19 protein-coding genes are annotated in these 23,641 nt (G+C 33.0%); 8 read left to right on the top strand and 11 right to left on the bottom strand.

Annotation, left to right across the window (positions count from 1 at the left end; translation table 11 throughout):
* Positions 1–33: 33 nt before the first annotated feature.
* On the bottom strand, positions 34–573 hold the full coding sequence (locus tag Q0820_RS11755; RefSeq protein ID WP_298487833.1) for a DUF2911 domain-containing protein: 540 nt from the start codon (positions 571–573) through the stop codon (positions 34–36).
* A gap of 244 nt (positions 574–817) precedes the next feature.
* On the opposite strand from Q0820_RS11755, the gene asnB reads away from it, so the two are divergent.
* The 3 genes from asnB to Q0820_RS11740 all read left to right on the top strand — a co-directional run bounded on the left by asnB (position 818) and on the right by Q0820_RS11740 (position 5,915).
* Positions 818–2,482, top strand: coding sequence for an asparagine synthase B (gene asnB / locus Q0820_RS11750; RefSeq protein ID WP_298487832.1), 1,665 nt, complete (start codon positions 818–820; stop codon positions 2,480–2,482).
* A 416-nt stretch (positions 2,483–2,898) separates the two neighbouring features.
* The gene (gene gyrB / locus Q0820_RS11745) at positions 2,899–4,839 is read left to right on the top strand and encodes a DNA topoisomerase (ATP-hydrolyzing) subunit B (RefSeq protein WP_298487831.1); all 1,941 of its coding nucleotides are present in this window, start codon (positions 2,899–2,901) and stop codon (positions 4,837–4,839) included.
* Positions 4,840–4,910: 71 nt separating this feature from the next.
* Positions 4,911–5,915 (top strand): DUF6588 family protein, encoded by a 1,005-nt coding sequence (locus Q0820_RS11740; RefSeq protein ID WP_298487830.1) that lies wholly within the window; start codon positions 4,911–4,913, stop codon positions 5,913–5,915.
* 57 nt (positions 5,916–5,972) lie between these two features.
* On the opposite strand, the gene Q0820_RS11735 is transcribed toward Q0820_RS11740, so the two are convergent.
* Positions 5,973–6,353, bottom strand: a complete 381-nt coding sequence (locus Q0820_RS11735) for a hypothetical protein (protein WP_298487829.1) — start codon at positions 6,351–6,353, stop codon at positions 5,973–5,975.
* 252 nt (positions 6,354–6,605) lie between these two features.
* Here Q0820_RS11735 and Q0820_RS11730 point away from each other — a divergent pair, with 252 nt between their 5' ends.
* The 3 genes from Q0820_RS11730 (at position 6,606) to secDF (ending at position 11,402) form a co-directional block, all read left to right on the top strand.
* Positions 6,606–7,532 (top strand): malate dehydrogenase, encoded by a 927-nt coding sequence (locus Q0820_RS11730; RefSeq protein ID WP_298487828.1) that lies wholly within the window; start codon positions 6,606–6,608, stop codon positions 7,530–7,532.
* 137 nt (positions 7,533–7,669) lie between these two features.
* Positions 7,670–8,293: a hypothetical protein gene (locus tag Q0820_RS11725; RefSeq protein ID WP_298487827.1), complete on the top strand. Its 624-nt coding sequence runs from the start codon at positions 7,670–7,672 to the stop codon at positions 8,291–8,293.
* 112 nt (positions 8,294–8,405) lie between these two features.
* Positions 8,406–11,402 (top strand): protein translocase subunit SecDF, encoded by a 2,997-nt coding sequence (secDF, locus tag Q0820_RS11720; RefSeq protein WP_298487826.1) that lies wholly within the window; start codon positions 8,406–8,408, stop codon positions 11,400–11,402.
* Positions 11,403–11,469: 67 nt separating this feature from the next.
* Here secDF and Q0820_RS11715 read toward each other — a convergent pair whose 3' ends face one another.
* From Q0820_RS11715 to folE, 7 genes are all read right to left on the bottom strand, one after another.
* The gene (locus tag Q0820_RS11715; protein WP_298487825.1) at positions 11,470–12,714 is read right to left on the bottom strand and encodes an ATP-binding cassette domain-containing protein; all 1,245 of its coding nucleotides are present in this window, start codon (positions 12,712–12,714) and stop codon (positions 11,470–11,472) included.
* Positions 12,711–13,229 (bottom strand): GNAT family N-acetyltransferase, encoded by a 519-nt coding sequence (locus tag Q0820_RS11710; RefSeq protein WP_298487824.1) that lies wholly within the window; start codon positions 13,227–13,229, stop codon positions 12,711–12,713. The genes Q0820_RS11715 and Q0820_RS11710 overlap by 4 nt, the downstream gene beginning before the upstream one ends.
* A 4-nt stretch (positions 13,230–13,233) precedes the next feature.
* Entirely contained in the window at positions 13,234–13,725 is a 492-nt protein-coding gene (locus Q0820_RS11705; protein ID WP_298487823.1) for a DUF192 domain-containing protein, read from the bottom strand.
* An 8-nt stretch (positions 13,726–13,733) separates the two neighbouring features.
* Entirely contained in the window at positions 13,734–14,699 is a 966-nt protein-coding gene (gene lgt, locus Q0820_RS11700) for a prolipoprotein diacylglyceryl transferase (RefSeq protein WP_298487822.1), read from the bottom strand.
* 85 nt (positions 14,700–14,784) lie between these two features.
* Entirely contained in the window at positions 14,785–15,009 is a 225-nt protein-coding gene (gene yidD, locus Q0820_RS11695) for a membrane protein insertion efficiency factor YidD (RefSeq protein ID WP_298487821.1), read from the bottom strand.
* Positions 15,010–15,017: 8 nt separating this feature from the next.
* The gene (cysS, locus tag Q0820_RS11690) at positions 15,018–16,499 is read right to left on the bottom strand and encodes a cysteine--tRNA ligase (protein ID WP_298487820.1); all 1,482 of its coding nucleotides are present in this window, start codon (positions 16,497–16,499) and stop codon (positions 15,018–15,020) included.
* A gap of 18 nt (positions 16,500–16,517) precedes the next feature.
* Positions 16,518–17,198, bottom strand: a complete 681-nt coding sequence (folE, locus tag Q0820_RS11685) for a GTP cyclohydrolase I FolE (RefSeq protein ID WP_298487819.1) — start codon at positions 17,196–17,198, stop codon at positions 16,518–16,520.
* A 137-nt stretch (positions 17,199–17,335) separates the two neighbouring features.
* On the opposite strand from folE, the gene Q0820_RS11680 reads away from it, so the two are divergent.
* Positions 17,336–19,141: a T9SS type B sorting domain-containing protein gene (locus Q0820_RS11680; protein WP_298487818.1), complete on the top strand. Its 1,806-nt coding sequence runs from the start codon at positions 17,336–17,338 to the stop codon at positions 19,139–19,141.
* Positions 19,142–19,253: 112 nt separating this feature from the next.
* On the top strand, positions 19,254–20,720 hold the full coding sequence (locus Q0820_RS11675; RefSeq protein ID WP_298487817.1) for a T9SS type B sorting domain-containing protein: 1,467 nt from the start codon (positions 19,254–19,256) through the stop codon (positions 20,718–20,720).
* A gap of 50 nt (positions 20,721–20,770) precedes the next feature.
* Here the strand turns inward: Q0820_RS11675 and Q0820_RS11670 are convergent, their stop codons facing one another.
* Both Q0820_RS11670 and Q0820_RS11665 read right to left on the bottom strand, forming a co-directional pair.
* Positions 20,771–22,273, bottom strand: coding sequence for an aromatic hydrocarbon degradation protein (locus Q0820_RS11670; protein ID WP_298487816.1), 1,503 nt, complete (start codon positions 22,271–22,273; stop codon positions 20,771–20,773).
* A 34-nt stretch (positions 22,274–22,307) separates the two neighbouring features.
* Complete coding sequence (locus tag Q0820_RS11665; protein ID WP_298487815.1) at positions 22,308–23,600, bottom strand: hypothetical protein; 1,293 nt, start codon at positions 23,598–23,600, stop codon at positions 22,308–22,310.
* Between the last annotated feature and the right edge of the window lie 41 nt (positions 23,601–23,641).

Genomic DNA, 23,641 nt, shown 5'->3' with positions numbered 1-23,641 from the left:
TTGGTTTTTTTATGCTTTTATTTAATTGTAGTGTTATAATGACATAGGAACGGTAACTCGTGTAGTATCCCAACCCATCACTAATGAAGCGCCATCTTCTTCTTCCTTAAAACTTATAGAAAAAGCATCTAGGGTTTCTTTTGCAATAGATGCATTTACATTAACACGTAATACGTCATCAGCTTTTTCATAAGTGTAAGCACCCCATTGGTTTAATTTGCTATTAAGAATAATGGTCCATTCTTTTTCTCCAGGGATAGTAAATAATGCATACGTTCCAGCTTTAATATCGTTATCTGCTATTTTAACATCTTTATAAAAAGTAATTTCAGAAGCTTCATTTGCTCCAGTACGCCATATTTCTCCTGCAGGAGCAAGTTGCGCTATGGATCTTCCTTTTAATTGTGGACGACTATAGATTACACGTACCACTTTTTCAGAAATTTTATAACTAGTAGGAAAAGTAGCCATATCCATAGGACTTCTATCTAAATCGTTAAATTTTTGGGCGTTTGTGTTGGTAGTAAATGCTAGTGAAAGCACTAGAGTAAAAAGTACAAGTAAGTTTTTCATGATAAAGATTGTTTAATATAAATTCAAATCTAGTGAGTTCTAGATGTATTGATACATAAAAAGTCGTTAAAGTTTTTATAACTTACATAATGTAGGGATTCTAGGAATAAAGTAGCGAATAAGTTATATATTTTAATTTATATAATTATTTTAAGTTTTAATATGAAATTAATTAAGCTATTTATGTTTTCTAATTGAAAGTTATTACGCATCTTTGTTTAAGAATTGATATAATTATAATAATATGTGTGGAATTGTATGTGCGTTTGATGTAAAGGAAAGCACAGAGGTTTTAAGACCTCAGTTGTTAGAAATGTCTAAAAAGATTAGACATAGAGGACCAGATTGGAGTGGAATATATGCAGATGAAAAAGCAATCTTAGCTCATGAAAGATTAGCTATTGTAGATCCAGCTTCAGGAACTCAACCTTTGTTTAGTGAAGATAAAAAATTAGTATTAGCCGCAAATGGTGAAATCTATAACCATAGAGAGTTAAGAAAGCAATTTGATGGTACTTATAATTTTCAAACAGAGTCTGACTGTGAAGTAATTTTAGCTCTATACCAAAAAAAAGGAGCTAGTTTTATTGATGAATTGAACGGTATTTTTGGATTCGCTATTTATGACACGGAGAATGATTCTTATTTTGTAGCAAGAGATCATATGGGGATTATTCCTTTATATATGGGTTGGGATAAAAATGGTACTTTTTACGTAGCGTCAGAGTTAAAAGCTTTAGAAGGTACTTGTACTAAAATAGAATTATTTCCTCCAGGACACTATTTAGATAGTAAAGACGGAGAAATTAAGAAGTGGTATACTAGAGATTGGATGGAGTATGATGCAGTTAAGGAAAATGAAACTAGCATTCAGGAAGTAAAAGAAGCTTTAGAAGCAGCAGTACATAGACAATTAATGTCAGATGTTCCTTATGGTGTTTTATTATCAGGAGGTTTAGATTCTTCTGTAACATCTGCAGTAGCCAAAAAATATGCACAAAAGAGAGTAGAGTCTGGAGATACTAAAGATGCTTGGTGGCCACAATTACATTCTTTTTCTGTAGGTTTAGAAGGTTCTCCAGATTTAGCAGCAGCACAAAAAGTTGCGGATCATATTGGTACCGTACACCACGAAATTAAGTTTACTATACAAGAAGGTTTAGATGCTATAAAAGATGTTATTTATAATATAGAAACGTATGATATTACTACCATTCGTTCTTCTACACCAATGTACTTAATGGCAAGAGTTATTAAGTCTATGGGTATAAAGATGGTATTATCTGGGGAAGGAGCAGATGAGATTTTTGGAGGATATTTATACTTTCATAAGGCTCCAAATGCGCAAGAGTTTCATGAAGAGACTGTGCGTAAATTAGATAAATTACATATGTATGATTGCCTTAGAGCTAATAAGAGTTTAGCTGCTTGGGGAATTGAAGGGCGCGTGCCATTTTTAGATAAAGAATTTATGGATGTTGCTATGCGTATAAACCCAAAAGATAAAATGATCAATGGGGAGCGTATGGAGAAATGGGTAGTTCGTAAGGCATTTGAAGATATGATACCTGAAAGTGTAGCATGGAGACAAAAAGAACAATTTAGCGACGGTGTTGGGTATAGTTGGATTGATACCTTAAAAGAATTAGTAGAAAACGAAATAACAGATGAGCAAATTGAAAATGCAGCTTTTCGTTTTCCAATAAACACACCTTTAAATAAAGAAGAGTATTACTATAGAACTATTTTTGAAGGACATTTCCCGAGTGATGCTGCAGCATTAAGCGTACCACAAGAAGCAAGTGTGGCTTGTAGTACAGCAACAGCTTTAGAGTGGGATGAGGCATTTAAGAACATGAATGACCCTTCTGGTAGGGCAATAGCTAACGTACATGACAAAGCGTATTAACAATTAATTAGTGAATTATACGTTAACAATAATTCTGTTTGTCTATTCGAAAGAATAGTCTCAGTTTTTTTATTTTAATTAGTCCTTAAGAAGCGCCCAATTGGGTGCTTCTTTTGTTATAGCAAGTAGTTTGTAGTTTTTTTATTTTAGTAAATATTTTTTTCTAAAAAAGGGAAATTAATTTAAAAGGTTTTTTAGCGACTTTTATTATTTTAGTTATTCTGGGTTTTCTTTTTATTTTTTGTTAAATCGTATTTAAGATGCTTTTAAGGCTTTTTTATGAACTTTTGCTAAACTTGGGTAAATTGTTGATAACTATTTAATATTGGCTTAAAATCATTTAAAAAAGACATATCCTTTATTTTATCTTTGTTAAGTTGCTATTGCAATAAGTTTAAATTAGGAATAAAATTAATATGAGCGAAGAAGCAAAAAAGAATAATTATTCGGCGGACAGTATTCAGGCCCTAGAGGGTATGGAGCATGTACGTATGCGTCCATCCATGTATATTGGAGATGTTGGAGTTAGAGGATTACATCATTTAGTTTATGAAGTAGTAGATAACTCCATTGATGAAGCTATGGGAGGGCATTGTGACGAAATTAGCGTTACTATAAATGAAGATAATTCTATTACAACAAAGGATAATGGTAGAGGTATTCCTGTAGGTTTACATAAAAAAGAAGGAGTATCTGCTTTAGAGGTTGTAATGACCAAAATTGGAGCGGGTGGTAAGTTTGATAAGGATTCTTACAAAGTATCTGGAGGTTTACACGGTGTAGGTGTATCTTGTGTAAATGCCTTATCTAATGATTTAAAAGCTACTGTTTATAGAGAAGGGGTTATTTGGGAGCAAGAATATAAAAAAGGAAAAGCCCAATACCCAGTAAAAAGAGTAGGAGAAACAGAGGAAAGAGGTACAGTTGTTACTTTTAAGCCAGACGATTCAATTTTTGCACAAACTACAGAATATAATTACGAGACCCTTGCAAATAGAATGCGAGAATTAGCCTTTTTAAATAAAGGAATCACTATTACCATAACAGATAAAAGAAATAAGGATGATAAAGGAGAGTTTATTTCTGAGACTTTTCATTCTACAGAAGGTCTTAAAGAATTTGTTAAGTTTTTAGACGGTACTAGAGAAGCATTAATCCAGAATGTTATTTCTATGGAAGGGGAAAAAAATAATATCCCTGTAGAAGTTGCAATGATTTACAATACATCTTATACAGAGAACCTGCATTCGTATGTAAATAATATTAATACACACGAAGGAGGAACACATTTATCTGGATTTAGAAGAGGGCTTACTAGTACTTTAAAAAAGTATGCCGATGCTTCTGGAATGTTAGATAAGTTGAAGTTTGAAATTCAAGGGGATGACTTTAGAGAAGGTTTAACAGCAATTGTTTCTGTAAAAGTAGCAGAGCCACAGTTTGAAGGGCAAACCAAAACAAAATTAGGTAACCGTGAGGTTTCTTCAGCGGTTAGTCAAGCAGTTTCTGAAATGCTTACCAATTACTTAGAAGAGAATCCAGATGAAGCTAAAGCAATTATCCAAAAGGTAATTTTAGCAGCAACAGCACGTCATGCAGCAACAAAAGCTCGTGAGATGGTACAGCGTAAAACGGTAATGAGTATTGGAGGCTTGCCAGGAAAATTATCCGACTGTTCAGAGCAGGATCCTGCACAATGCGAAGTGTTCCTAGTAGAGGGAGATTCGGCGGGTGGTACTGCTAAGCAAGGAAGAGATAGGATGTTTCAAGCAATATTACCTTTGCGTGGAAAAATTTTAAATGTGGAAAAGGCAATGCCGCATCGTGTCTTTGAAAACGAAGAAATAAAAAATATATATACTGCTTTAGGGGTTACAATTGGTACAGAAGAAGATAGTAAAGCCTTAAACTTATCAAAGTTAAGATATCATAAAGTAGTCATCATGTGTGATGCCGATGTAGATGGTAGCCATATTGAAACTTTAATACTAACCTTCTTTTTCCGTTATATGCGTGAATTAATAGAAGGTGGTCATGTGTACATTGCAACACCGCCTTTATATTTGGTTAAAAAAGGACAAAAGAAAAAATACGCTTGGACTGATGAAGAGCGAGATGAAATTGCAGAAAGCTTTAACGGTAGTGTAGGAATACAACGTTATAAGGGTCTTGGGGAAATGAATGCAGAACAATTATGGGATACAACCATGAACCCAGAATTTAGAACATTGCGTCAAATCACTATAGATAATGCAACAGAAACAGATAGAGTTTTCTCTATGCTAATGGGAGATGAAGTTCCTCCTAGAAGAGAATTTATTGAGAAAAATGCTGTTTATGCTAACATTGATGTATAAGAAAAGCTACTTACACAACAAAAACTCGCCTCTAAAGGGCGAGTTTTTTAGTTTTAGAGAAAATTTTAATCATGAAAAATATACTTTTTTTAATTGCACTAGTATCTAGTTTGCACATAATGGCGCAATCTAATGCTAACGATTTATTTGCAGCAGGGGTAAACGATGCAGAAAAATTTACAAATGCATATGTAACTCCAATGTCTGAAGGTTTGCTTTATAGCATGTCTAATGGATGGTATAATTCAGGAAAAGCAAAACCACTTGGAGGTTTTGAAATATCTATAATAGGAAATATGGCTTCTTTTAAAAATAAAGAAGGTAAAAAAGGATTTGAGTTAAATACAGCAGATTATGAAAACTTACAATTTCAAGATGGTAGTATTGTAAAAACAGTAGCTACTGCTCTTGGAGATATAGATGGGGTTGGTGTATATGTGGATGGCCCTTTAGCGGGTAATATAGATCGTCAAGATTTTGAGTTACCAACAGGCTTGTCGTCAGAAAATATAAATTTTGTGCCTTCAGCTTTTGTGCAGGTAAGTTTAGGTTTAATAAAAGGAACGGAAATTAAAGCAAGATTTTTGCCAAAGATTAATACTGATGAAGCTAAATTAGGTTTTTATGGTGTTGGTTTGCAACATGAATTTACTAGTCTATTACCAGCAGAAAAAATTTGGCCTATAGCTATTTCAGGAGTAATTGGTTATACCCATTTAAATGGTTCTTATGACTTTACAGAACAAGGGGTAATAGCCGGAGATGATCAAAAATTAGATGCGAAAATGAATACTTGGGTTTTTCAAGCTATAGTGTCTACAAAATTGCCAATAATTAACTTTTATGGTGGTCTAGGTTATATAGCCGGAAAATCTGAAATAGATGTGTTAGGTACTTATAGTGGAGGTTTATTAGCAGGTAGTGTAACAGACCCTTTTTCTATTAATAATAAAATAAGCGGTGTAACCGGTAATATAGGAGCAAAATTAAAACTTGGCTTTTTTAGATTACATGCAGATTATACGCTTGCAGAATTTAACACCCTATCTATGGGTATTAATTTTGGGTTTAGATAAAATAAAAAGGAGCTTTTAAAACAAAAGCTCCTTTTTTAATCACCGCTTTATGTTTTTTTATTCTCTCAGCGCAATTAAATCGCCATTCTGATCTTGTAAAAGAATGCCTTCCGGACTTTTGTCTACAATTACAAAAACATCATTAGTTTTATCTGGTAATCCAGGATAAGAAACAGTGTAAACTCCGTTTTTCTGAGTCCACTTAAAATCCGTTTTCATAGTAATAGAACCATTTTGTAAATCATGGTACCTTCCTAAATAAGCATCATTAAATATCCACTCTTGCTTGCTTGTGGTTTGCTTATTAGTTACATTGTCTGATGATGTTCTTGCATTAGACCAAATACCAATTACAGGGTCGTTGTTTTCTTCAATACGAGAACAGTTGCTCACTAAAATTATAGCTATAATAGCTAAGAATGAAACTACTTTTTTCATTTTGTAGGTATTAGATTTGGGGGTTTCTTAAATTTATAACGCTATTTAAGAAAATTGTATTGCTAAAATTCGACGTATTGCATCAAAATTGTTAGATAATCGATTAAGTGACTTTTTTTTAGGGTTAAAGGGTAAATAATACGTTTATTTTATCGGTCTAAAAGTTAAATTTTGATGGATATCTTCCTTACTTTTTAGGGATAATTCAGTACTTTTGGTACGTTAAAAGAAATATTAAAAAAATATAAGTATATGAAAGTTACCGTAGTAGGGGCAGGTGCCGTTGGGGCAAGTTGTGCAGAGTACATTGCTATTAAAGATTTTGCATCTGAAGTAGTATTATTAGATATTAAAGAAGGTTATGCAGAAGGTAAAGCAATGGATTTAATGCAAACAGCTTCTTTAAACAGTTTTGATACAAAAATTACTGGAGTTACTAATGACTATTCTAAAACTGCAGGTAGTGATATTGCTGTAATTACTTCCGGAATTCCTAGAAAACCAGGGATGACTCGTGAAGAGTTAATAGGTATTAATGCAGGAATTGTAAAGACAGTTTCTTCTAGTTTAATAGAGCATTCTCCAAATGTAATATTAATAGTAGTTAGTAATCCTATGGATACTATGACCTATTTAGTGCACAAAACAACAGACTTACCTAAAAACCGTATTATAGGTATGGGTGGTGCTTTAGATAGTGCACGTTTTAAGTATAGATTAGCAGAGGCTATGGAAGCTCCTATTTCTGATATAGACGGAATGGTAATTGGTGGTCATAGTGATAAAGGGATGGTTCCTTTAACATCGCATGCTACAAGAAACAGTATTAAAGTTTCTGAGTTTTTATCTGAGGAAAGATTAGAGCAAGTTGCTGCAGATACTAAAGTAGGTGGTGCAACATTAACTGGACTTTTAGGAACAAGTGCTTGGTATGCTCCAGGTGCAGCAGTTTCTGGTTTAGTACAAGCAATTGCATGTGACCAAAAGAAAATGTTCCCTTGTTCTACCTATTTAGAAGGAGAATATGGATTAAATGATATTTGTATTGGTGTTCCTGTAATTTTAGGGAAAGACGGTATTGAACATATCGTTGATGTTCCTTTAAGTGATGCAGAAAAAGCAAAAATGCAAGAAAGTGCTGCTGGTGTTACTAAAACTAACGGTCTTTTAGAGTTGTAGTTTACATACTCATAAACCTATAAGAAAGCCTTTATAGTTAAGCTATAAAGGCTTTCTTATTATAAGAGGGTAGTGGTCAGAAACATATATTGTAAAAATATACTACCTAGTATAATCTTTCTTTTTATATTTGCCGCATGAATGCAAAATGGTGCGTAAGTACTTTAATTATTATTCTAGCCATATTTGGGCTAAGTCAAGAGCAAACAAAAGCTTCTAATCAGCAAATTTTATTAGAATTTACAGATGTAGAATTAGCTTCAGATACTGCTCATGATGAGGTTTTGGCCGCCATTACTAAAAAACTGCAGCAGTTAGGCGTAGATACTATTGAAATAATAGAAAACGGCGAAGCGCAATTAAGTATACGTTATTATAGTGCTATTGATGCAGATAGTGTAAAAGAATTTCTTTCTAAAGACAGCCAACTTGCTGTAAAGAATAAAGATGTAGATAAGCATCCTCTAGATTTTCCAATAGATGAACTTCCAGAAAGTTATAATTTAGTAGTTTCAGACCTGCATCAGCACGTTAAAGAAGGCCAGAATTTAAATGGAAAGTATGCTTTTATAGTAAAGCAAGATTTAAATACATTATTTAAACTAGTAGTTTTACCTTGTAAAAAAACATTCGTTTTTAAACAGGAGGCTGTTGTGCAGGCAGCATTTAGGATTAATAAGAATATTGCAATTGCAAAATACAACACTTCACAAATAATTCCAGAAGTAAGGGCAGGACCTTATGTAAGTGGAAATAGTTAATTCCAATACAAAGAATATTACTAAAGAATGTAATTACTTTATATAAGAGTAATTTACTTTAGGCTATAAATTTCATACAATCATAATCAACATAAATTAAATAAATTTTAAAATGCAAAACAAAGGACTTATAAAGCTTTTTGCTTTATTATTTGGGTTAGTAAGTATTTACCAGCTTTCCTATACTTTTATTACAAGTAAAGTAGAGAAGGAGGCACAGGTTTTTGCTGCCAGCCGTATTTCAGAATCAGAAGCGGATCATATTTCTAAAAGAGAAACATTAGCAGCAAGCTATTTAGATTCTATAGGTGGTAATAGTGTTTTTGGTTATACTAATTATAACGAAGCAAAAAAGAAAGAATTAAATAAGGGGTTAGACCTTAAAGGTGGTATTAATGTTACCCTTCAGATATCTGTAAAAGACATCTTAAAGGGGCTTGCAAATAATACTAAAAATCCTGTTTTTAATAAAGCACTAGCAGATGCAGATGCTTTATCTAAAGATAGTGATGATACATATGTAGAGTTATTTTTTGAAGCTTTTGATAAAATTAAAGGAGAAACTAAATTAGCGTCTCCAGACATTTTTGCAAATAAAGCACTTAGCGAAGAAGTTAACTTTCAAATGGCTGATGATGCTGTTAAGCCAGTAATTAGAAAAAAAATAGACGAATCAATTGTTTCTGCTTTCGAAGTATTAAGAGAGCGTATTGATGGTTTTGGAGTTACACAACCAAACATACAAAGAGAAGGTAATTCTGGTCGTATTTTGGTAGAACTTCCTGGAGCAAGAGATATAGCTAGAGCGCAAAGTTTATTATCTAGTACTGCACAATTAGAGTTCTGGGAAACGTACAAACAAGGAAACCCAAGTTTTAATAATTTTTTAATTTCTGCTAATGAAAAACTAAAAACTATAGTAGATATTAAAAAACCAGAACCTGAGGTAATAGAGTCAGAAATAGATTCTTTATTATCCGATGTGGCTGCAGACTCTTTAGACTTAGCAAGCCAGGTAAATCCTTTATATGATTTATTAATTCCTGCTAATCCAGGAACAAATGCAATGTTTAGAGCTGCAATTAAAGATACTGCACAATTAGGAGCATATTTAAGAATGCCAGAAATTAGACGTTTATTACCTGCAGATATTCAGTTTACAAAATTTGTATGGGAGCGTCCTACTAGTGAAGAAGTTGAGGTTATAGATTTATATGCATTAAAATCTAACAGAGACGCTACACCAAGAATTAGTGGAGATGTGGTTAGTGATGCTAGAGATGATTTTGACCAATTTAACAAGCCTGCAGTTTCTATGACCATGAACACTAAAGGTGCCAAATTATGGGAAAAGTTAACTGGAGATGCATATAGCAACCAAACAGGTATTGCAATTGTTCTAGATAATAAAGTATATACCGCTCCTGGAGTATCTACAGGACCAATTACTGGAGGACGTTCAGAAATTACAGGTAACTTTACAATTAACGAAACTAAAGATATTTCTAATGTATTACGTGCTGGTAAATTACCTGCATCTGCAGAAATTATTCAATCAGAAATTGTTGGGCCATCTTTAGGACAAGAAGCTATAGATAGTGGTTTTATGTCTTTCTTAATAGCAATGGCAATTGTTTTATTATGGATGATAGCTTATTATGGTAAAGCTGGTGCCTTTGCAGATATTGCTTTATTATTAAACATATTATTAATTTTTGGAGTACTTACTAGTTTAAATGCAGTTCTTACTTTACCTGGTATTGCAGGTATCGTATTAACCATAGGTATGTCTGTGGATGCTAATGTACTTATCTTTGAGCGTATTAAAGAAGAGTTAGCAAAAGGGAAAGGAAAATCTCAGGCTGTTTCAGATGGTTTTGGTAATGCATTATCTTCTATTTTAGATGCTAACATTACTACTGGTCTTACAGCAATAATCTTATTTGTTTTTGGTTCTGGTCCAATAAAAGGATTTGCAACTACATTATTAATAGGTATTCTTACTTCTTTATTTACTGCAATATTTATTACTAGATTGTTAGTAGATTGGTACCTAAGTGGTAAGGGAAGAACATTAGATTTTTCTACAGGAGCAACAAAAAACTTATTTAAAAATATTAGTATTAACTTCTTAGGAAAAAGAAAAATTGCTTATGTAATTTCTGCAATATTAGTAGGTGTAGGTTTATTTTCATTATTCTTTGGAGCAGGATTGCAACAGGGTGTCGATTTTGTTGGTGGTCGTTCGTATCAAGTACGTTTTGAGCAGCAGGTAAATCCTTCAGAAATAGCATCAGAATTAAATGCTGTATTTGGTAGTGGTACTAATGTTAAAACATACGGAGAATCAAATCAAATAAAAATTACAACACCTTATAAAGTAGATATTGAAGGTATTGAAGTAGATACTGAAATTCAGGAAAAATTATTTACTGCATTACAAAAATATTTACCAGATGGAATTTCACAACAGGATTTTAATGTTGGTAGTAATGAAGCATCTATAGGTATTTTACAATCCGTAAAAGTAGGCCCTACTATTGCAGATGATATTAAGAATAATGCATTCTTAGCAATTTTAGGTTCTTTAGCAGTTGTGTTCTTATATATTTTAATACGTTTCCGTAAGTGGCAATTCTCTTTAGGTGCTGTTGTGGCGGTTTTCCATGATGTATTAATAGTATTAGGTATTTTCTCTTTATTAGGTAAAATAATGCCTTTTAATATGGAAATAGACCAAGCATTTATTGCGGCAATACTTACCGTAATTGGATATTCTCTGAATGATACCGTTGTAGTATTTGACCGTATTAGAGAAATAATAGCGGAAAGAGGTTGGAACAAAGGAGAAAATGTAAACTCTGCTATTAATAGTACGTTAGGAAGAACCTTAAATACGTCTTTAACTACTTTAGTGGTATTATTAGCAATATTTATCTTTGGAGGAGAATCTTTAAGAGGGTTTATGTTTGCAATGATTATTGGTGTTATTGTGGGTACATACTCTTCTGTATTTATTGCAACTCCTGTTATGTTTGATACCTTGAAGAAAAAAATACTTTCAGGTAAAGCAGATACTATTATAAAAGATAGTAAAGAAAAAGAATAGTATATTTTTATAACTATGAAAAAGGCTTAAGTAATTTTACTTAAGCCTTTTTTTTACTAATAAAGTATCATAAACGGGTTATTGATCCTTTGGATCCTGTGGTAGAAGGAGTTAATAAATACTGGTATTGTGGTGTTAAATTACGTTCTTTTCTATGGGAAACAAATAGAATAGTAGTTTGCGATTCTTGAGCCATTTTATTCACAAGAGAAACTAATAAGCTGGCAGAAAAATCATCTAATCCTGCCGTTGGTTCGTCTAGAATAAGTAATTCTGGATGCTTAACCATAGCTCTAGTGGTCATAATTACTCTTTTTTGCCCCATAGACAATTCTCTAAATAAAGTATCTTTTAAACCTTCCATTTGCAAGAGTTTTAACCATTGTTTTGCTAGTTGTTTTTGAACATCTGTTGGTTTTACATAAAGACCTATAGAATCATTAAAACCAGAGATTAGCATATTTTCTATAGTGTGGTTGCCCTTAAATTTATCGGTCATAGAAGGGGTAAAATATCCAATACGTTTTTTTATATCCCAGATGCTTTCTCCGCTACCTTTTTTCTTCCCAAAAATGTATAAATCTTGTCCGTAGCCTTTAGGATTTTCTCCTGTTAGCATAGAGAGTATTGTAGTTTTTCCGCTACCGTTTGCCCCAATTAATTCCCAAAAAGAACCACGGTCTATTTGCCAGTTAATATTTTTTAGAACGGTTTTTTCTCCAAATGAAACAGTAATGTTATTTAACTTAATTATTGTTTTCTCAATAAAATCAGATTTTTGGATTGGAGGAGGAATATTACCTGTTAGATTATTTTTGTTTTTAAAAAGAGGAATATCATTTAAGGAAGTGTATGTTTTTAGAGTTTCCTTTTCTAAGGCTGCATAATGCGTAAGAAATGGCAGTTTGTCTTTTTTCCTGCTTATTAGTTGTATAAAAGAAATGGTATTGGCTTTCTCTGTAAGTGTTTTTTTTATGTTTTTTTGCGACTCTACGTCTAGGTTATCAAAAACATTATCTAAGATAATTACTTTATTATCGGTGCTAAAAAGATGTTTTAAAAGTGCCTTTTTTTGTTCTCCACTAGACATGGATTTTAAAGATTGGTTGTTTTCTTTAGCAATTGTTTTAAACTCATAACGGTCTTCGTCTTCAATTAGCTGCGCAATAGTTATTTTGGAAAATAATGCTATTTTATGGCCAGTATAAGATGTTATGTTTTGATAGAAGCTGTTTTTTAAGAACTCCTGTATTAATTTCTTTTTGTTAGATGTATTAGTAATATATATTCCCCAATGTTGGTTATTTTTCATAATAATACTCTAAATATATGTACAGGATTATTTTTGTACGTAGTAGTCTTGTCTAAATACATGCCATTAGCTATGGCAACTTTTTGTGAAGGAATATTATCTATTTGTATAATGGAAATAATAGAAGTTGCAATTTTATTTTCTAATGCATGAGCTTTACATTTTTTAGCAGCTTCTGTAGCATAACCTAATTTTCTATATTTAGGAAGTATAGAGTAACCAATTTCTATTTCTTTTATAGCGTCTACTGTTTGTACTAGAAGGCCGCACATTCCTATAAATTCTAAGGACTCTTTTTCTAGTAAGGCATTCATTCCTCCTAGATTATTATTATATCTATGAAATACTCCTTTAAAGTGGTTATTACAAGCAATTTCAGGGTCTTTATCTATCCCTTCCCAAAATTGGGTGCTTGTTGGGTCTTTGTAAAAAGGTAGCCATGAATTAAAATCAGAAGGAATTATTTTTCTAAATATTAGGCGTTCCGTTTCTTTTTCTTCTAAAAGTAGCTTCACAGATTTAAAGTTTGGTAAACTCTACGGTATCTCCCACTTCTAAAATCCATTTTTCGGCTAATCCTGCATTTACTTCTAAAACGTATTTTACAGGAACAATAGAGGATAATGAAGTTTCGTCTAATGGTTTTGCATTTTCTTGAAAACTAGCAATTTTTAAATTTTCATCAATATATATTATATCTAATGGAAATTGTGTGTTTTTCATGTAGAAAGAATGCATTCTTACATCTGGAAAAATAAAAAGCATTCCTTCATTGGTAGCCATACCTTTTCTGTACATAAGACCCGTTTGGGTCTCATATTCTGTTTCCGCAATCTCAATATTTATTTTTGTTAAGACGGAATCTTTATCACCTTTACGTATGGTTAGTGTACCTTCTTTCTTAAATTCTATTGCAGCAGTTTTAACTATTTTTTTGTTTTCTGTTTTGCAGGAAAATAACGTTGCAGCTATACATACAAAGAACAATAAAGAGTGTCGTAAAGATTTCATCTTAAATATTATTTAGAACTTAATTTAGATGGTTTAAACATAAAATAAAAACCAATAATTATAAAAGGAATACTTAGCCATTGGCCAGTAGATAGTAATCCTAAAGATTCTTCAAAACCACCTTGACTTTTCTTAACAAATTCTACGATAAATCTAATACTCCAAAGAAGAACTAAAAATAAGCCTAATAAATAACCAGGTTTATCTTTCTTATCTGTTTTCCAATATAAAAAGTAAAGAATTATAAAAACAAAAACGTAGCTTATTCCTTCATATAATTGTGCAGGATGACGATATGGAATTTCTTCTAAATATTGTGCAAACTTAGGATTGTTTTCTATGGCTGCGTACGCTGCGTTTAATGTTTTTTCTTTTGTTATTGCGAGTGCTTTAGACGGGTGTAAATCATCTGAATCTCTTATAAAACGAGTGGCAAATGCAAATGATTTTTCCACAGGTTTTCCGTTGATTTCAGAATTAAAGAAGTTTCCTAAACGCACACAAAAAGCGCCTATAGATACAGGAACAACCAACCTATCTAGTATCCATAAAATTTTAAATTCTGGAAATTTTCTAGTGTATAAATACATGCCAATAATAATACCAATAGTAGCGCCATGACTAGCTAAACCTGTAAATCCAGTAAATTCATAACCATTAATAAAACCAAATAAAGCACTATTTGCAGATTCTCTTATTGGTAACAAGATTTCAATTATATGGTTTTTGTAATACGGCCAATCATAAAAGAAAACATGGCCTAGACGAGCGCCAAGCATTGTGGCTAATACTGTATAAATAAAAAGAGAATCTAACTGCTCTACAGTTTTCTTTTCATTCAAAAATATTTTCTTCATTAAATACCATCCTAAAGCAAAAGAGGTAATCCATAATAAATTGTAATATTTAATCTGAATGAAACCTATATTAAAAAGAGTTTCATTGGGATTCCAAGTAAAGCCTAAGAAAAACATAGTTGTGTTTTATTTTTAAATGAATGCCTAAGATAAGTAATTAGTATTAGCTATTTAGGAGTTAAATGTTAGTATTTTTTTAAATTTATGGTACAGGGTCATATCCTTTTCCTCCCCATGGATGGCAGCTAAATATTCTTTTTGTTGCTAACCACCCGCCTTTAAAAAGGCCATGTTTTTTCAAGGCTTCTAAAGTGTACTGCGAACATGTAGGGGAGTAGCGACATGTTGCAGGCGTAAAGGGGGATATTGCAGTTTGGTAAAACTTAACTAAAAAAACAAAAGGTGCTATTAGTATTTTTTTTACCATACTTTTATTTACAGAATATTAAAAGTAGTGCCTTCTTTTCCATCCTTTAATTCTATTCCCATTTCAGCTAATTGGTTTCTAATTTTGTCTGATGTAGCAAAATCTTTATTTTCTCTTGCTTCTTTTCTTAGTTCAATTAAAAGTTCTACTACGCCGTCTATTTTATTGCTACTATTATCTGTAGTTTTTTTGTCTTCTAAACCAAGAACATCAAAAACAAAATTGTTAAGTGTTTCGGTTAATGTTGTTTTGTCTTCTTGCGTGATAGTTCCTTTTTCTTCTTTAATAAGATTAATTTGTTTTACAGCTTCAAATAATTTTGCAATTAGTATTGGGCTGTTAAAATCATCGTTCATGGCATCATAACATTGTTGCTGCCATTGTTCTACATTAAAAGTAGAGTTGTCTTGTACAGGTAATTTATTTAAGCTTTCTATAGCTTCCATAAGTTTGTTAAACCCTTTTTCGGATGCTAAAAGGGCATCATTACTAATATCTAAAATACTAGTATAATGTGCTTGCATCATAAAAAAACGAACCACAGAAGGTGAAAAAGCTTTACTTAAGAAAGTGTTTTCTCCAGTAAAAATTTCATTTGGTAATATACTGTTTCCAGTAGATTTTGCCATTTTCTTACCATTTAGGGTAAGCATGTTGGCATGTAGCCAATAATTAACAGGAGAGGGACCATTGCAAGCTTCTGCTTGTGCAATTTCACATTCATGATGTGGGAATTTTAAATCCATTCCGCCACCATGTATATCAAAAGTTTCTCCCAAATATTTTGTACTCATTGCTGTACACTCTAAATGCCAGCCAGGAAAACCATCTCCCCAAGGAGAAGGCCAACGCATAATGTGTTCTGGTTCTGCTTTTTTCCATAAAGCAAAATCTTGCGGATTTCTTTTTTCACTTTGTGCTGCTAATTCGCGAGTATTAGCAATCATGTCTTCTAGTTTTCTCCCGCTAAGTTTTCCGTACTCCTTTTTTTCATTAAAAGTAGTTACATCAAAATAAACAGAGCCGTTTACTTCATAAGCATAGCCATTGCTTATAATTGTTTTAATGATTTCTATTTGTTCAATTATATGTCCAGTAGCAGTAGGTTCTATGCTTGGAGGAAGAAAATTAAATTTTTCTAAAATATTATGAAAGTCAACCGTGTAACGCTGTACAACTTCCATTGGTTCTAATTGCTCTAAACGTGCTTTTTTGGCAATTTTGTCTTCTCCATCATCTGCATCATCTACTAAATGGCCAGCATCTGTAATGTTCCTTACATACCTTACTTTAAAGCCTAGATGCTTAAAGTATCTAAAAATCATATCAAAGGACATAAATGTTCTGCAGTTTCCTAAGTGGACATTGCTGTAAACTGTTGGGCCACAAACATACATACCTATGTGACCTTCATTTATGGGTTTAAAAACTTCTTTTTTTCCACTAAGGGAATTATATATTTTTAAAGTCTGATTTTTAAATGCTTGCATTTTGGAAAGGGAATGGTATTAAAATTTAGTTTCTAGTTGAATAAAATTTAAAAATTCTCTGCGTACGGCTTCTTCTTTAAATTTTCCACCATATTCTGCAGTAACTGTACTGCTTTCTATATCGCTAATTCCTCGAGAATTTACGCATAAATGCTTAGCGTCAATAATGCAAGCAACATCATCCGTGCCTAAAACTTTTTGCAATTCTTTTACAACCTGGATAGTAAGTCTTTCCTGTACTTGAGGTCTTTTTGCGTAATAATCTACAATACGATTCATTTTAGAAAGGCCAACTACAGACCCATTAGAAATATAGGCAATATGAGCCCTACCAACAATTGGTAATAAGTGATGTTCGCAGGTAGAATAAAGGGTAATATTTTTTTCTACAAGCATTTCTCCATACTTGTATTTATTATCAAAAGTAGATGCTTTAGGCTTGCGGTCTGGGTGTAATCCACCAAAAATTTCATTAACAAACATTTTTGCTACTCTATTAGGAGTTCCCTTTAAACTATCATCATTTAAATCTAAACCTAAGGTGTGCAAAATATCGGTAACGCTAGCTTTAATCTTTTCTATTTTCTCTTTGTCATTTAGAGCAAATGCATCTTCTCGCATAGGAGTGTCTTCTGTAGAGGATATATGATCGTCTCCCATGTTATCAAATTGCTCTTCTAATGTTGTGTCGATTTTCATTTAAATTCAACTTTAATGGAAGCGCAAAGATATACATAATATGGCACTTTATACTATATTCTAGTGCTTACACAACATAAATTAGTGTTAAGAAAACAGGTTGGTTATTTTTAGAAATTACAAATTTGTATAGGTTTATGAACCGTTTAGGTGCTATAATATGTTTTCTTTTTTTTGCTTCTGGTTTGTTGCTAAATGCGCAAGTTTCTCCAGATTGCTCTAATGCTATTCCAATATGTAATGATACGCCAGTAAATGGTGGTACAACAGGTTATGGTGTAGATGATTTTAATGGCGCTACAGAAAGTGGTTGTTTGCGACAAACAACATCTGGAGTAATAGAAACTAATTCTGCTTGGTATAAGTTTAGAACTGGTGCTAGCGGACAGTTGGGTTTTAATATAGGTTTTGATACTTCTGAAGATTGGGATTTTGCATTATATAAAACATCAGATTGTACTAATTTAGGAATGCCTGTTCGTTGCAATTTTTTTGATAACGCCGATGCCAATACTTATATGGGAGTTGGAGAAGATCCAACAGGAGATGAAGATACTTTTTTGTATGAAGACTGGTTACAGGTAGAACCAGGAGAAGATTATTTGTTGCTGATAAACAATTTTAGTAATACTAACTCAGGTTTTTCTATTCAGTTTTCGGGGCATATTTTTGTTACAAATCCTAACGATGCTTTAGATTGTTCTATAATTAATAATTTATTAGGACCGCCTGTATCTGCATGTGATACGGATACGGTTATTTTAGATGCTACAACGGCTACCGCTATTGGTTATGAATGGTATTTAGATTTAGGAACAGGTTTTTCTAGGATACCTGGTGAAAGTGGCCCGACTTTAAATGTTGCGGTTTCTGCATTATATCGTGTTCTTGTTGTAATGCCTTTAGGAAATAATATTGTTAGTGAGGCACAGGTGGCTTTTTCGCCATCGCCAGTTACATATCCTATGCAAGATGAAGTTTCTTGTTCGGGAAATGCACAAATTAATTTAGAATTAAAAGATTCGGAAGCTTTAGGAACACAAAGTTCTAGTGATTTTAGAGTTAGTTATTATGCATCACAAAATGATGCAACAAATGGTGTAAATCCATTAGAGAAAGAAAATACAGTTTTAACAGGTTCGCAAACCATATATGTTCGCACAACTTCAATAGAAAATCCTAAGTGTTTTGATGTCTCTGAGAGTTTTAGGTATACAAGTGTAGAAACTCCTGTTTTAACTTTTGAGGAAGAATTGTTTTTATGTGCTAACGAAACTTCTGGAACTATAGGAGATCTGTCTCCAAATTCTAATTATGTATATAGTTGGGATACAGGAGAAACTTCTTCTAGTATTGTTGCAAGTGAGGCTGGGGTTTATACTTTAACAGCAACACATACAAGCAATGGTGTAAGTTGCACAAATGCAAGAAGTGTTACTGTTGTTAAGTCGGATCTACCAGAAATAATAGATGTTAAAATAGAGGACTTGCAAAGTAGTAATACTGTAGAAGTGTTTATAAATTTAGAAGGAGATTATGAGTATCAAATGGATGAAGAAACAGTGCAACAATCCAGACGATTTAGTAATGTGTTACCAGGTAGGCATACAGTAAAAGTGATAGACCCTAAAGGTTGTGGAGAAGTAGCCGAAGAAATTATAGTGATAGGTTTTGAAAAATTCTTTACACCAAACGGAGATACTATTAATGATTACTGGCAAATAAATGAAATTGCAGAATTGCAAAATCCTCAGGTATATATTTATGACCGTTTTGGTAAATTTTTATACCAATTTGGAAGTGCTTCAAAAGGTTGGGATGGTACCTATAATGGAGTGCCTTTACCTGCAGCAGATTATTGGTTTAAATTAGATTATACAGATGAAAATGGGCAAACTAAAACTGCAAAATATATAAATAATCATTTTTCTTTAAAACGATAATTTTCTAGCCTTGGATAGGAGATTTTATGTTATTCATCGATTAAGTGTCTAATTTTTACGTTTAATATACTAAACTGATGGTGTACTAGTTATAGTAGTAATCTCTAATGTAATGTTAGCACCACAATCTATGCGATTACCTTATTTAACGATTATTTGTTTTTTATTTATTTTGTTTAATACAAATGCACAACAAAATTCGGCAGACTGTAGGACTGCAATTCCAGTCTGTGCAGATGCTCCTATTTTTTCTGAAGCTGATGGAGGTGGAGATATAGATGATTTTGACCCAGATGTAGTCAGGGAATCCGGCTGTTTAGAAAAAGGAAGTATTTCTTCTGCAAACATAGAAAACAATACATCTTGGTATGTTTTTAGAGCTGGTACTGGCGGACAAGTTGGTTTTGATATAGAATCTTTAGCAATTGGCGGTGGTAGTGGAACACCAACTGCAGAATGGGATTTTGCGGTATATGGTCCAGACGTAGATTGTGGAGATATTGGTAGTGGAGTAGCGCAACCAATTAGATGTAATTACGAGGTAAATAATACTAATTTTACAGGAGTAGGGGTAAATCCAGAAAACGGTCAAGAAGGAGCACCATTTTTAACTGGTAGCCAAAATACCTATGACGAATGGTTAGATGTGCAACCTGGGGAAATATATTATATCTTAATAAATAATTTTAATACTAATTTTGATGGTGACCCTGAGCCTTATTCATTAACATTTACGGGGAGCTCTGTAGAAGCAGATCAAAATACAGCTTTAGATTGCACTTTGCGTGATGAATTTTTAGGATTAGACATTGTTGCTTGTGAAGGGGATCCAGATATTACATTAAGTGCACTTAATTCCCCTGCGGGTTCAGATATAGGAAGTGTAGAGTGGACGGTAGATTATGAAGATGATGGGCAAGTAGATGCTACTTTGCCAGGTTCTGGAGATTTTGGAGCGGAATTAGTAGTGGCAAGCCCTAATTCGGGTAGGTATTTTGCGGTAATTACTACTGCTAGTGGTACGCCTCCTACAGTTGCTGATGATGGAGGGGTACTTATTACTTTTCATGGAGAGCCAGTGCTAGACAGGGTAGAAATTTTGGAAACTAATTTATCAGCGGATCCTGATAAAAATAATATAGAGATTTTTGTAGTAGGTAATAGTAAATATGAATTTGCTATAAATGGAGGGGATTTTCAAGATGATCCAATTTTTACAGATATTCCACCTGGTTTAAATACGTTAATTATAAATGATAAGAATGGTTGTGGAATTACGGAGCCTATAGACTTTTTTATAATAGGGTATCCAAAATTCTTTACACCAAATAGTGATGGATTTCATGATTCTTGGAATGTTTTGGGTATTGATATGTTAACCGATGCAAGAGTATTTATTTTTGACCGATATGGTAAATTGCTAAAACAATTAGATGCTAATACAATTGGTTGGGATGGTACCTATAATGGCAGGCAATTACCTTCAACAGATTACTGGTTTAGGTTAGAATATACAGAGGATGAAAGTGGCCTAATAGTTGCTAAGAATAGAAAAACTCATTTTACATTAAAGAGATAAAACAAAAAAGAGCCTTATAAAAAGGCTCTTTTTTGTTTTATCTGTGTTTTTTAAAAGTTTAATGTATAGCTAAGAGTTGCCGTAGTATTAATTCTATTTACTACAGTAGGGGTTGTAAGTCCTGTTGTAAATAACAATTCGCTCACATCTTGGTCTGTTCTGCTTAATCCAAAATCTAATTTACTTCCTCCAAAGTTAAATCCTATTCCTCCAGAGAATCCACTTAAATCTCCAGTGAAATTGTTGTTGCTATATGGGCTTTGTTCGTAACGGTATCCAGCTCTTAAGCTAACTAATGCTATTCTATATTCGCCACCAATTCTTAATGTGGAAACACCTCCAAGAGTGTTGCTTATGTTGTCGTTTTCAATAGAAAAATTAGGGTCATTTGTGGGTCTAAATTCTGCTTTAGACATATCTTGGTAGCCATAGTCAAAACTAAGAAGTCCTTGCTTGCCAAAAATAACGGCTAAACTTCCGGTAAGTTTACTAGGGGTTTTAAGGGTGTAGGTGTCAAATATATTTACAACATTAAAATTAATAAAACCTATATCGTCATCCCCTAAGTCTGAATCTACTTTTTGCGAAAATTCATCATTAATTCTGTACCAAGTAGGAGTTTGATAACTACCACCAATACGTATAAATTGATTAAGTTTTGCAATAGCGCCAATATTTAATGAGACTCCATTTCCTTCTGTATGTAAAAAACTATCAAAAATTGTTTCTTGTATAGGAGAGTCATTATCATAACCTCTTTCTGTAAATTCTTTAAGTTCATCATACACAATACTATGAAAGTTTAAAGAAGCTCCTAAGTATAAGTTCTCTTGGTATTGTGTACCTATATTTAAAGTTATTTTGCTGTTGTATCCAGAAGTATTTTTTAAGTAAGATTGGTTTACAGTGGTGTAATTAGCATTCCTTGTATATTGATCTGTATCATTATTTTCGTTAACAGGGTCTAATATACCTCCATAATATCCTAGAAATGCTTGCTGGCTACCAAAACCTGCATTAGCACCTATATCCAAATAAGCATCTTCTAAAAATTCGCCATCTTGTTTTAATATAGACCCAAAAGGGACTCCTTGTGCAAAATTTAAAAAATAATTATCTATCCCTTGTCTACTTTCTCCTGATGCAAAAAACTCATTATCAAAATTTGTAGCTAAATCATAATTTATGGCAAGTGTAATTTTTTTCCAATCACTATCGCTATTACTTTTAAGAACAAAAACACCTCCAGCTTGGTTTATATTTAAGCTATTTAATTTTGTTCCGTTGCCTGTGTTAAAATAACTAGCGTAATTGTCTCTATTGTAGTTGCTGCCAGATATAGTGAAAAGACTGTTTGTAAATACTGCGGATCCAGCAGGGTTAGTATTTAAAGCAGATAAGTCTCCGCCTAAGGCTCCAAATGCACCACTCATTGCATTGTAACGAGCTGTTCCTGTGGTGTTTTCTGTGCTATATCGTAATGCATCGGCGCTACTTTGGGCGCTTAATGTAATGCATGCCAAAAGACATAATGAAGTATATATATGTTTCATAGAATTTTTTTTTATCAATTAAAAGCTTAAAATACTAGTTTCTGCCTCTACTACTAGAGGACCTAGAACCACTACTTCTGCTAGAAGAACTACTAGAGCTTCTATAGCTACCACTGCTTCTGCTAGATGAACTACTTCTTCCAGAGCTGTAATTGCTGCTACGTGGAGAAGAACTTCTGTAGGATTGGTTGGATCTAGAACTACTAGATCTAGAGCTACTTGTTCTAGGACTACTTGTTCTGGATCTAGAACTTCTGTACGAAGATGTTCTAGGTGCAGTACTTGTGCTTCTAGAGGTAGAGTTTCCGCTTCTATAAGTACTTGATCTAGGAGAAGAACTTCTACTAGTTTGGCTAGTTCTAGAAGAACTATTGTATCTAGGAGTAGCTCTAGTGCTTCTGCTTGTTCTGTAGGCTCTGTTTTGATCTACACCAACGGATCTGCTAGAGCTTCCACTTCTATAACTTCTAGAGGTAGTACCTCTAGTATTGGAAGTACGCGTACTTGTACTTCTGTATCTAGGTGAACTTGTTCTACCAGAATAACTAGATCTAGTGGTTGTTCTGCTAGATCTATTTGTTACATTACCTCTTAAGTAATATCCTCTTCTAGAGTTATTGTATGCGTAGCTTCTATTGTATCTGTTAAATCTGTTATATCTATTACCATAATATCCTCCATAAGCATAATAGTAAGGAGAGTTCCAGCGGTTTGCGAATCCGTAGCCGCCCCATCTCCAAGGGTTGTTAAAGCCCCAACCGTAATTCCATCCAAAGTTGTTCCAGCCATATCCATAGCCTCCCCAGCCCCAATTATTCCATCCAAAGTTGTTCCATCCATATCCATAGCCTCCCCAGCCCCAATTATTCCATCCATTGTTCCAACCCCAATTATTCCAGCCGTTATTCCATCCGTTGTTATATACTGTAATGTTTACATCAGAAGTATTGTCGCCCCAATTACCATACCCTTCGTAATCATTGTTAGATGTGTAATAATCTGTTAGTTGTGCTTCGCTTATGCTATCATTAACAACTTTACTAGAATAAGAATCTACATCTGTAAAAATTTCTTCATCTAATATTTCGTTATATTGATTTGCTTTTTCACCAAAGTAATCTGCGTAAGTATTGTTCTCTTTTTGTTTTTTTACGACAGTTCTATTTGGTGTGCGAGTTTCTGTAGTGGTTTCATTACCAGATGAGTAAATGCCATCATTATCGTAATAAGAGGCTTGTTGGTAAGATCCACAAGAAACGGCAAAAACACCTAAAATAGCAAAGGAAAGTACTTTGTTAAAAGAATAGAGGGGTCTAGAATATATCATCGTTGTAAAATTAATTGTTGAACATAGTAAAAATAATTAGT

The sequence above is a fragment of the uncultured Maribacter sp. genome (assembly GCF_947495965.1).
GTDB lineage: Bacteria > Bacteroidota > Bacteroidia > Flavobacteriales > Flavobacteriaceae > Maribacter_B.
The sequence above is the reverse complement of the archived record's forward strand: the minus strand, read 5'-3'. Positions and strand labels throughout refer to the sequence as shown.

Bases quoted from the DNA above. Each gene is read 5' to 3' on its own strand.
- Q0820_RS11755 (WP_298487833.1), bottom strand. From the start codon at position 573: ATGAAAAACTTACTTGTACTTTTTACTCTAGTGCTTTCACTAGCATTT.
- asnB (WP_298487832.1), top strand. From the start codon at position 818: ATGTGTGGAATTGTATGTGCGTTTGATGTAAAGGAAAGCACAGAGGTT.
- gyrB (WP_298487831.1), top strand. From the start codon at position 2,899: ATGAGCGAAGAAGCAAAAAAGAATAATTATTCGGCGGACAGTATTCAG.
- Q0820_RS11740 (WP_298487830.1), top strand. From the start codon at position 4,911: ATGAAAAATATACTTTTTTTAATTGCACTAGTATCTAGTTTGCACATA.
- Q0820_RS11735 (WP_298487829.1), bottom strand. From the start codon at position 6,353: ATGAAAAAAGTAGTTTCATTCTTAGCTATTATAGCTATAATTTTAGTG.
- Q0820_RS11730 (WP_298487828.1), top strand. From the start codon at position 6,606: ATGAAAGTTACCGTAGTAGGGGCAGGTGCCGTTGGGGCAAGTTGTGCA.
- Q0820_RS11725 (WP_298487827.1), top strand. From the start codon at position 7,670: ATGAATGCAAAATGGTGCGTAAGTACTTTAATTATTATTCTAGCCATA.
- secDF (WP_298487826.1), top strand. From the start codon at position 8,406: ATGCAAAACAAAGGACTTATAAAGCTTTTTGCTTTATTATTTGGGTTA.
- Q0820_RS11715 (WP_298487825.1), bottom strand. From the start codon at position 12,714: ATGAAAAATAACCAACATTGGGGAATATATATTACTAATACATCTAAC.
- Q0820_RS11705 (WP_298487823.1), bottom strand. From the start codon at position 13,725: ATGAAATCTTTACGACACTCTTTATTGTTCTTTGTATGTATAGCTGCA.
- lgt (WP_298487822.1), bottom strand. From the start codon at position 14,699: ATGTTTTTCTTAGGCTTTACTTGGAATCCCAATGAAACTCTTTTTAAT.
- yidD (WP_298487821.1), bottom strand. From the start codon at position 15,009: ATGGTAAAAAAAATACTAATAGCACCTTTTGTTTTTTTAGTTAAGTTT.
- cysS (WP_298487820.1), bottom strand. From the start codon at position 16,499: ATGCAAGCATTTAAAAATCAGACTTTAAAAATATATAATTCCCTTAGT.
- folE (WP_298487819.1), bottom strand. From the start codon at position 17,198: ATGAAAATCGACACAACATTAGAAGAGCAATTTGATAACATGGGAGAC.
- Q0820_RS11680 (WP_298487818.1), top strand. From the start codon at position 17,336: ATGAACCGTTTAGGTGCTATAATATGTTTTCTTTTTTTTGCTTCTGGT.
- Q0820_RS11675 (WP_298487817.1), top strand. From the start codon at position 19,254: ATGTTAGCACCACAATCTATGCGATTACCTTATTTAACGATTATTTGT.
- Q0820_RS11670 (WP_298487816.1), bottom strand. From the start codon at position 22,273: ATGAAACATATATATACTTCATTATGTCTTTTGGCATGCATTACATTA.
- Q0820_RS11665 (WP_298487815.1), bottom strand. From the start codon at position 23,600: ATGATATATTCTAGACCCCTCTATTCTTTTAACAAAGTACTTTCCTTT.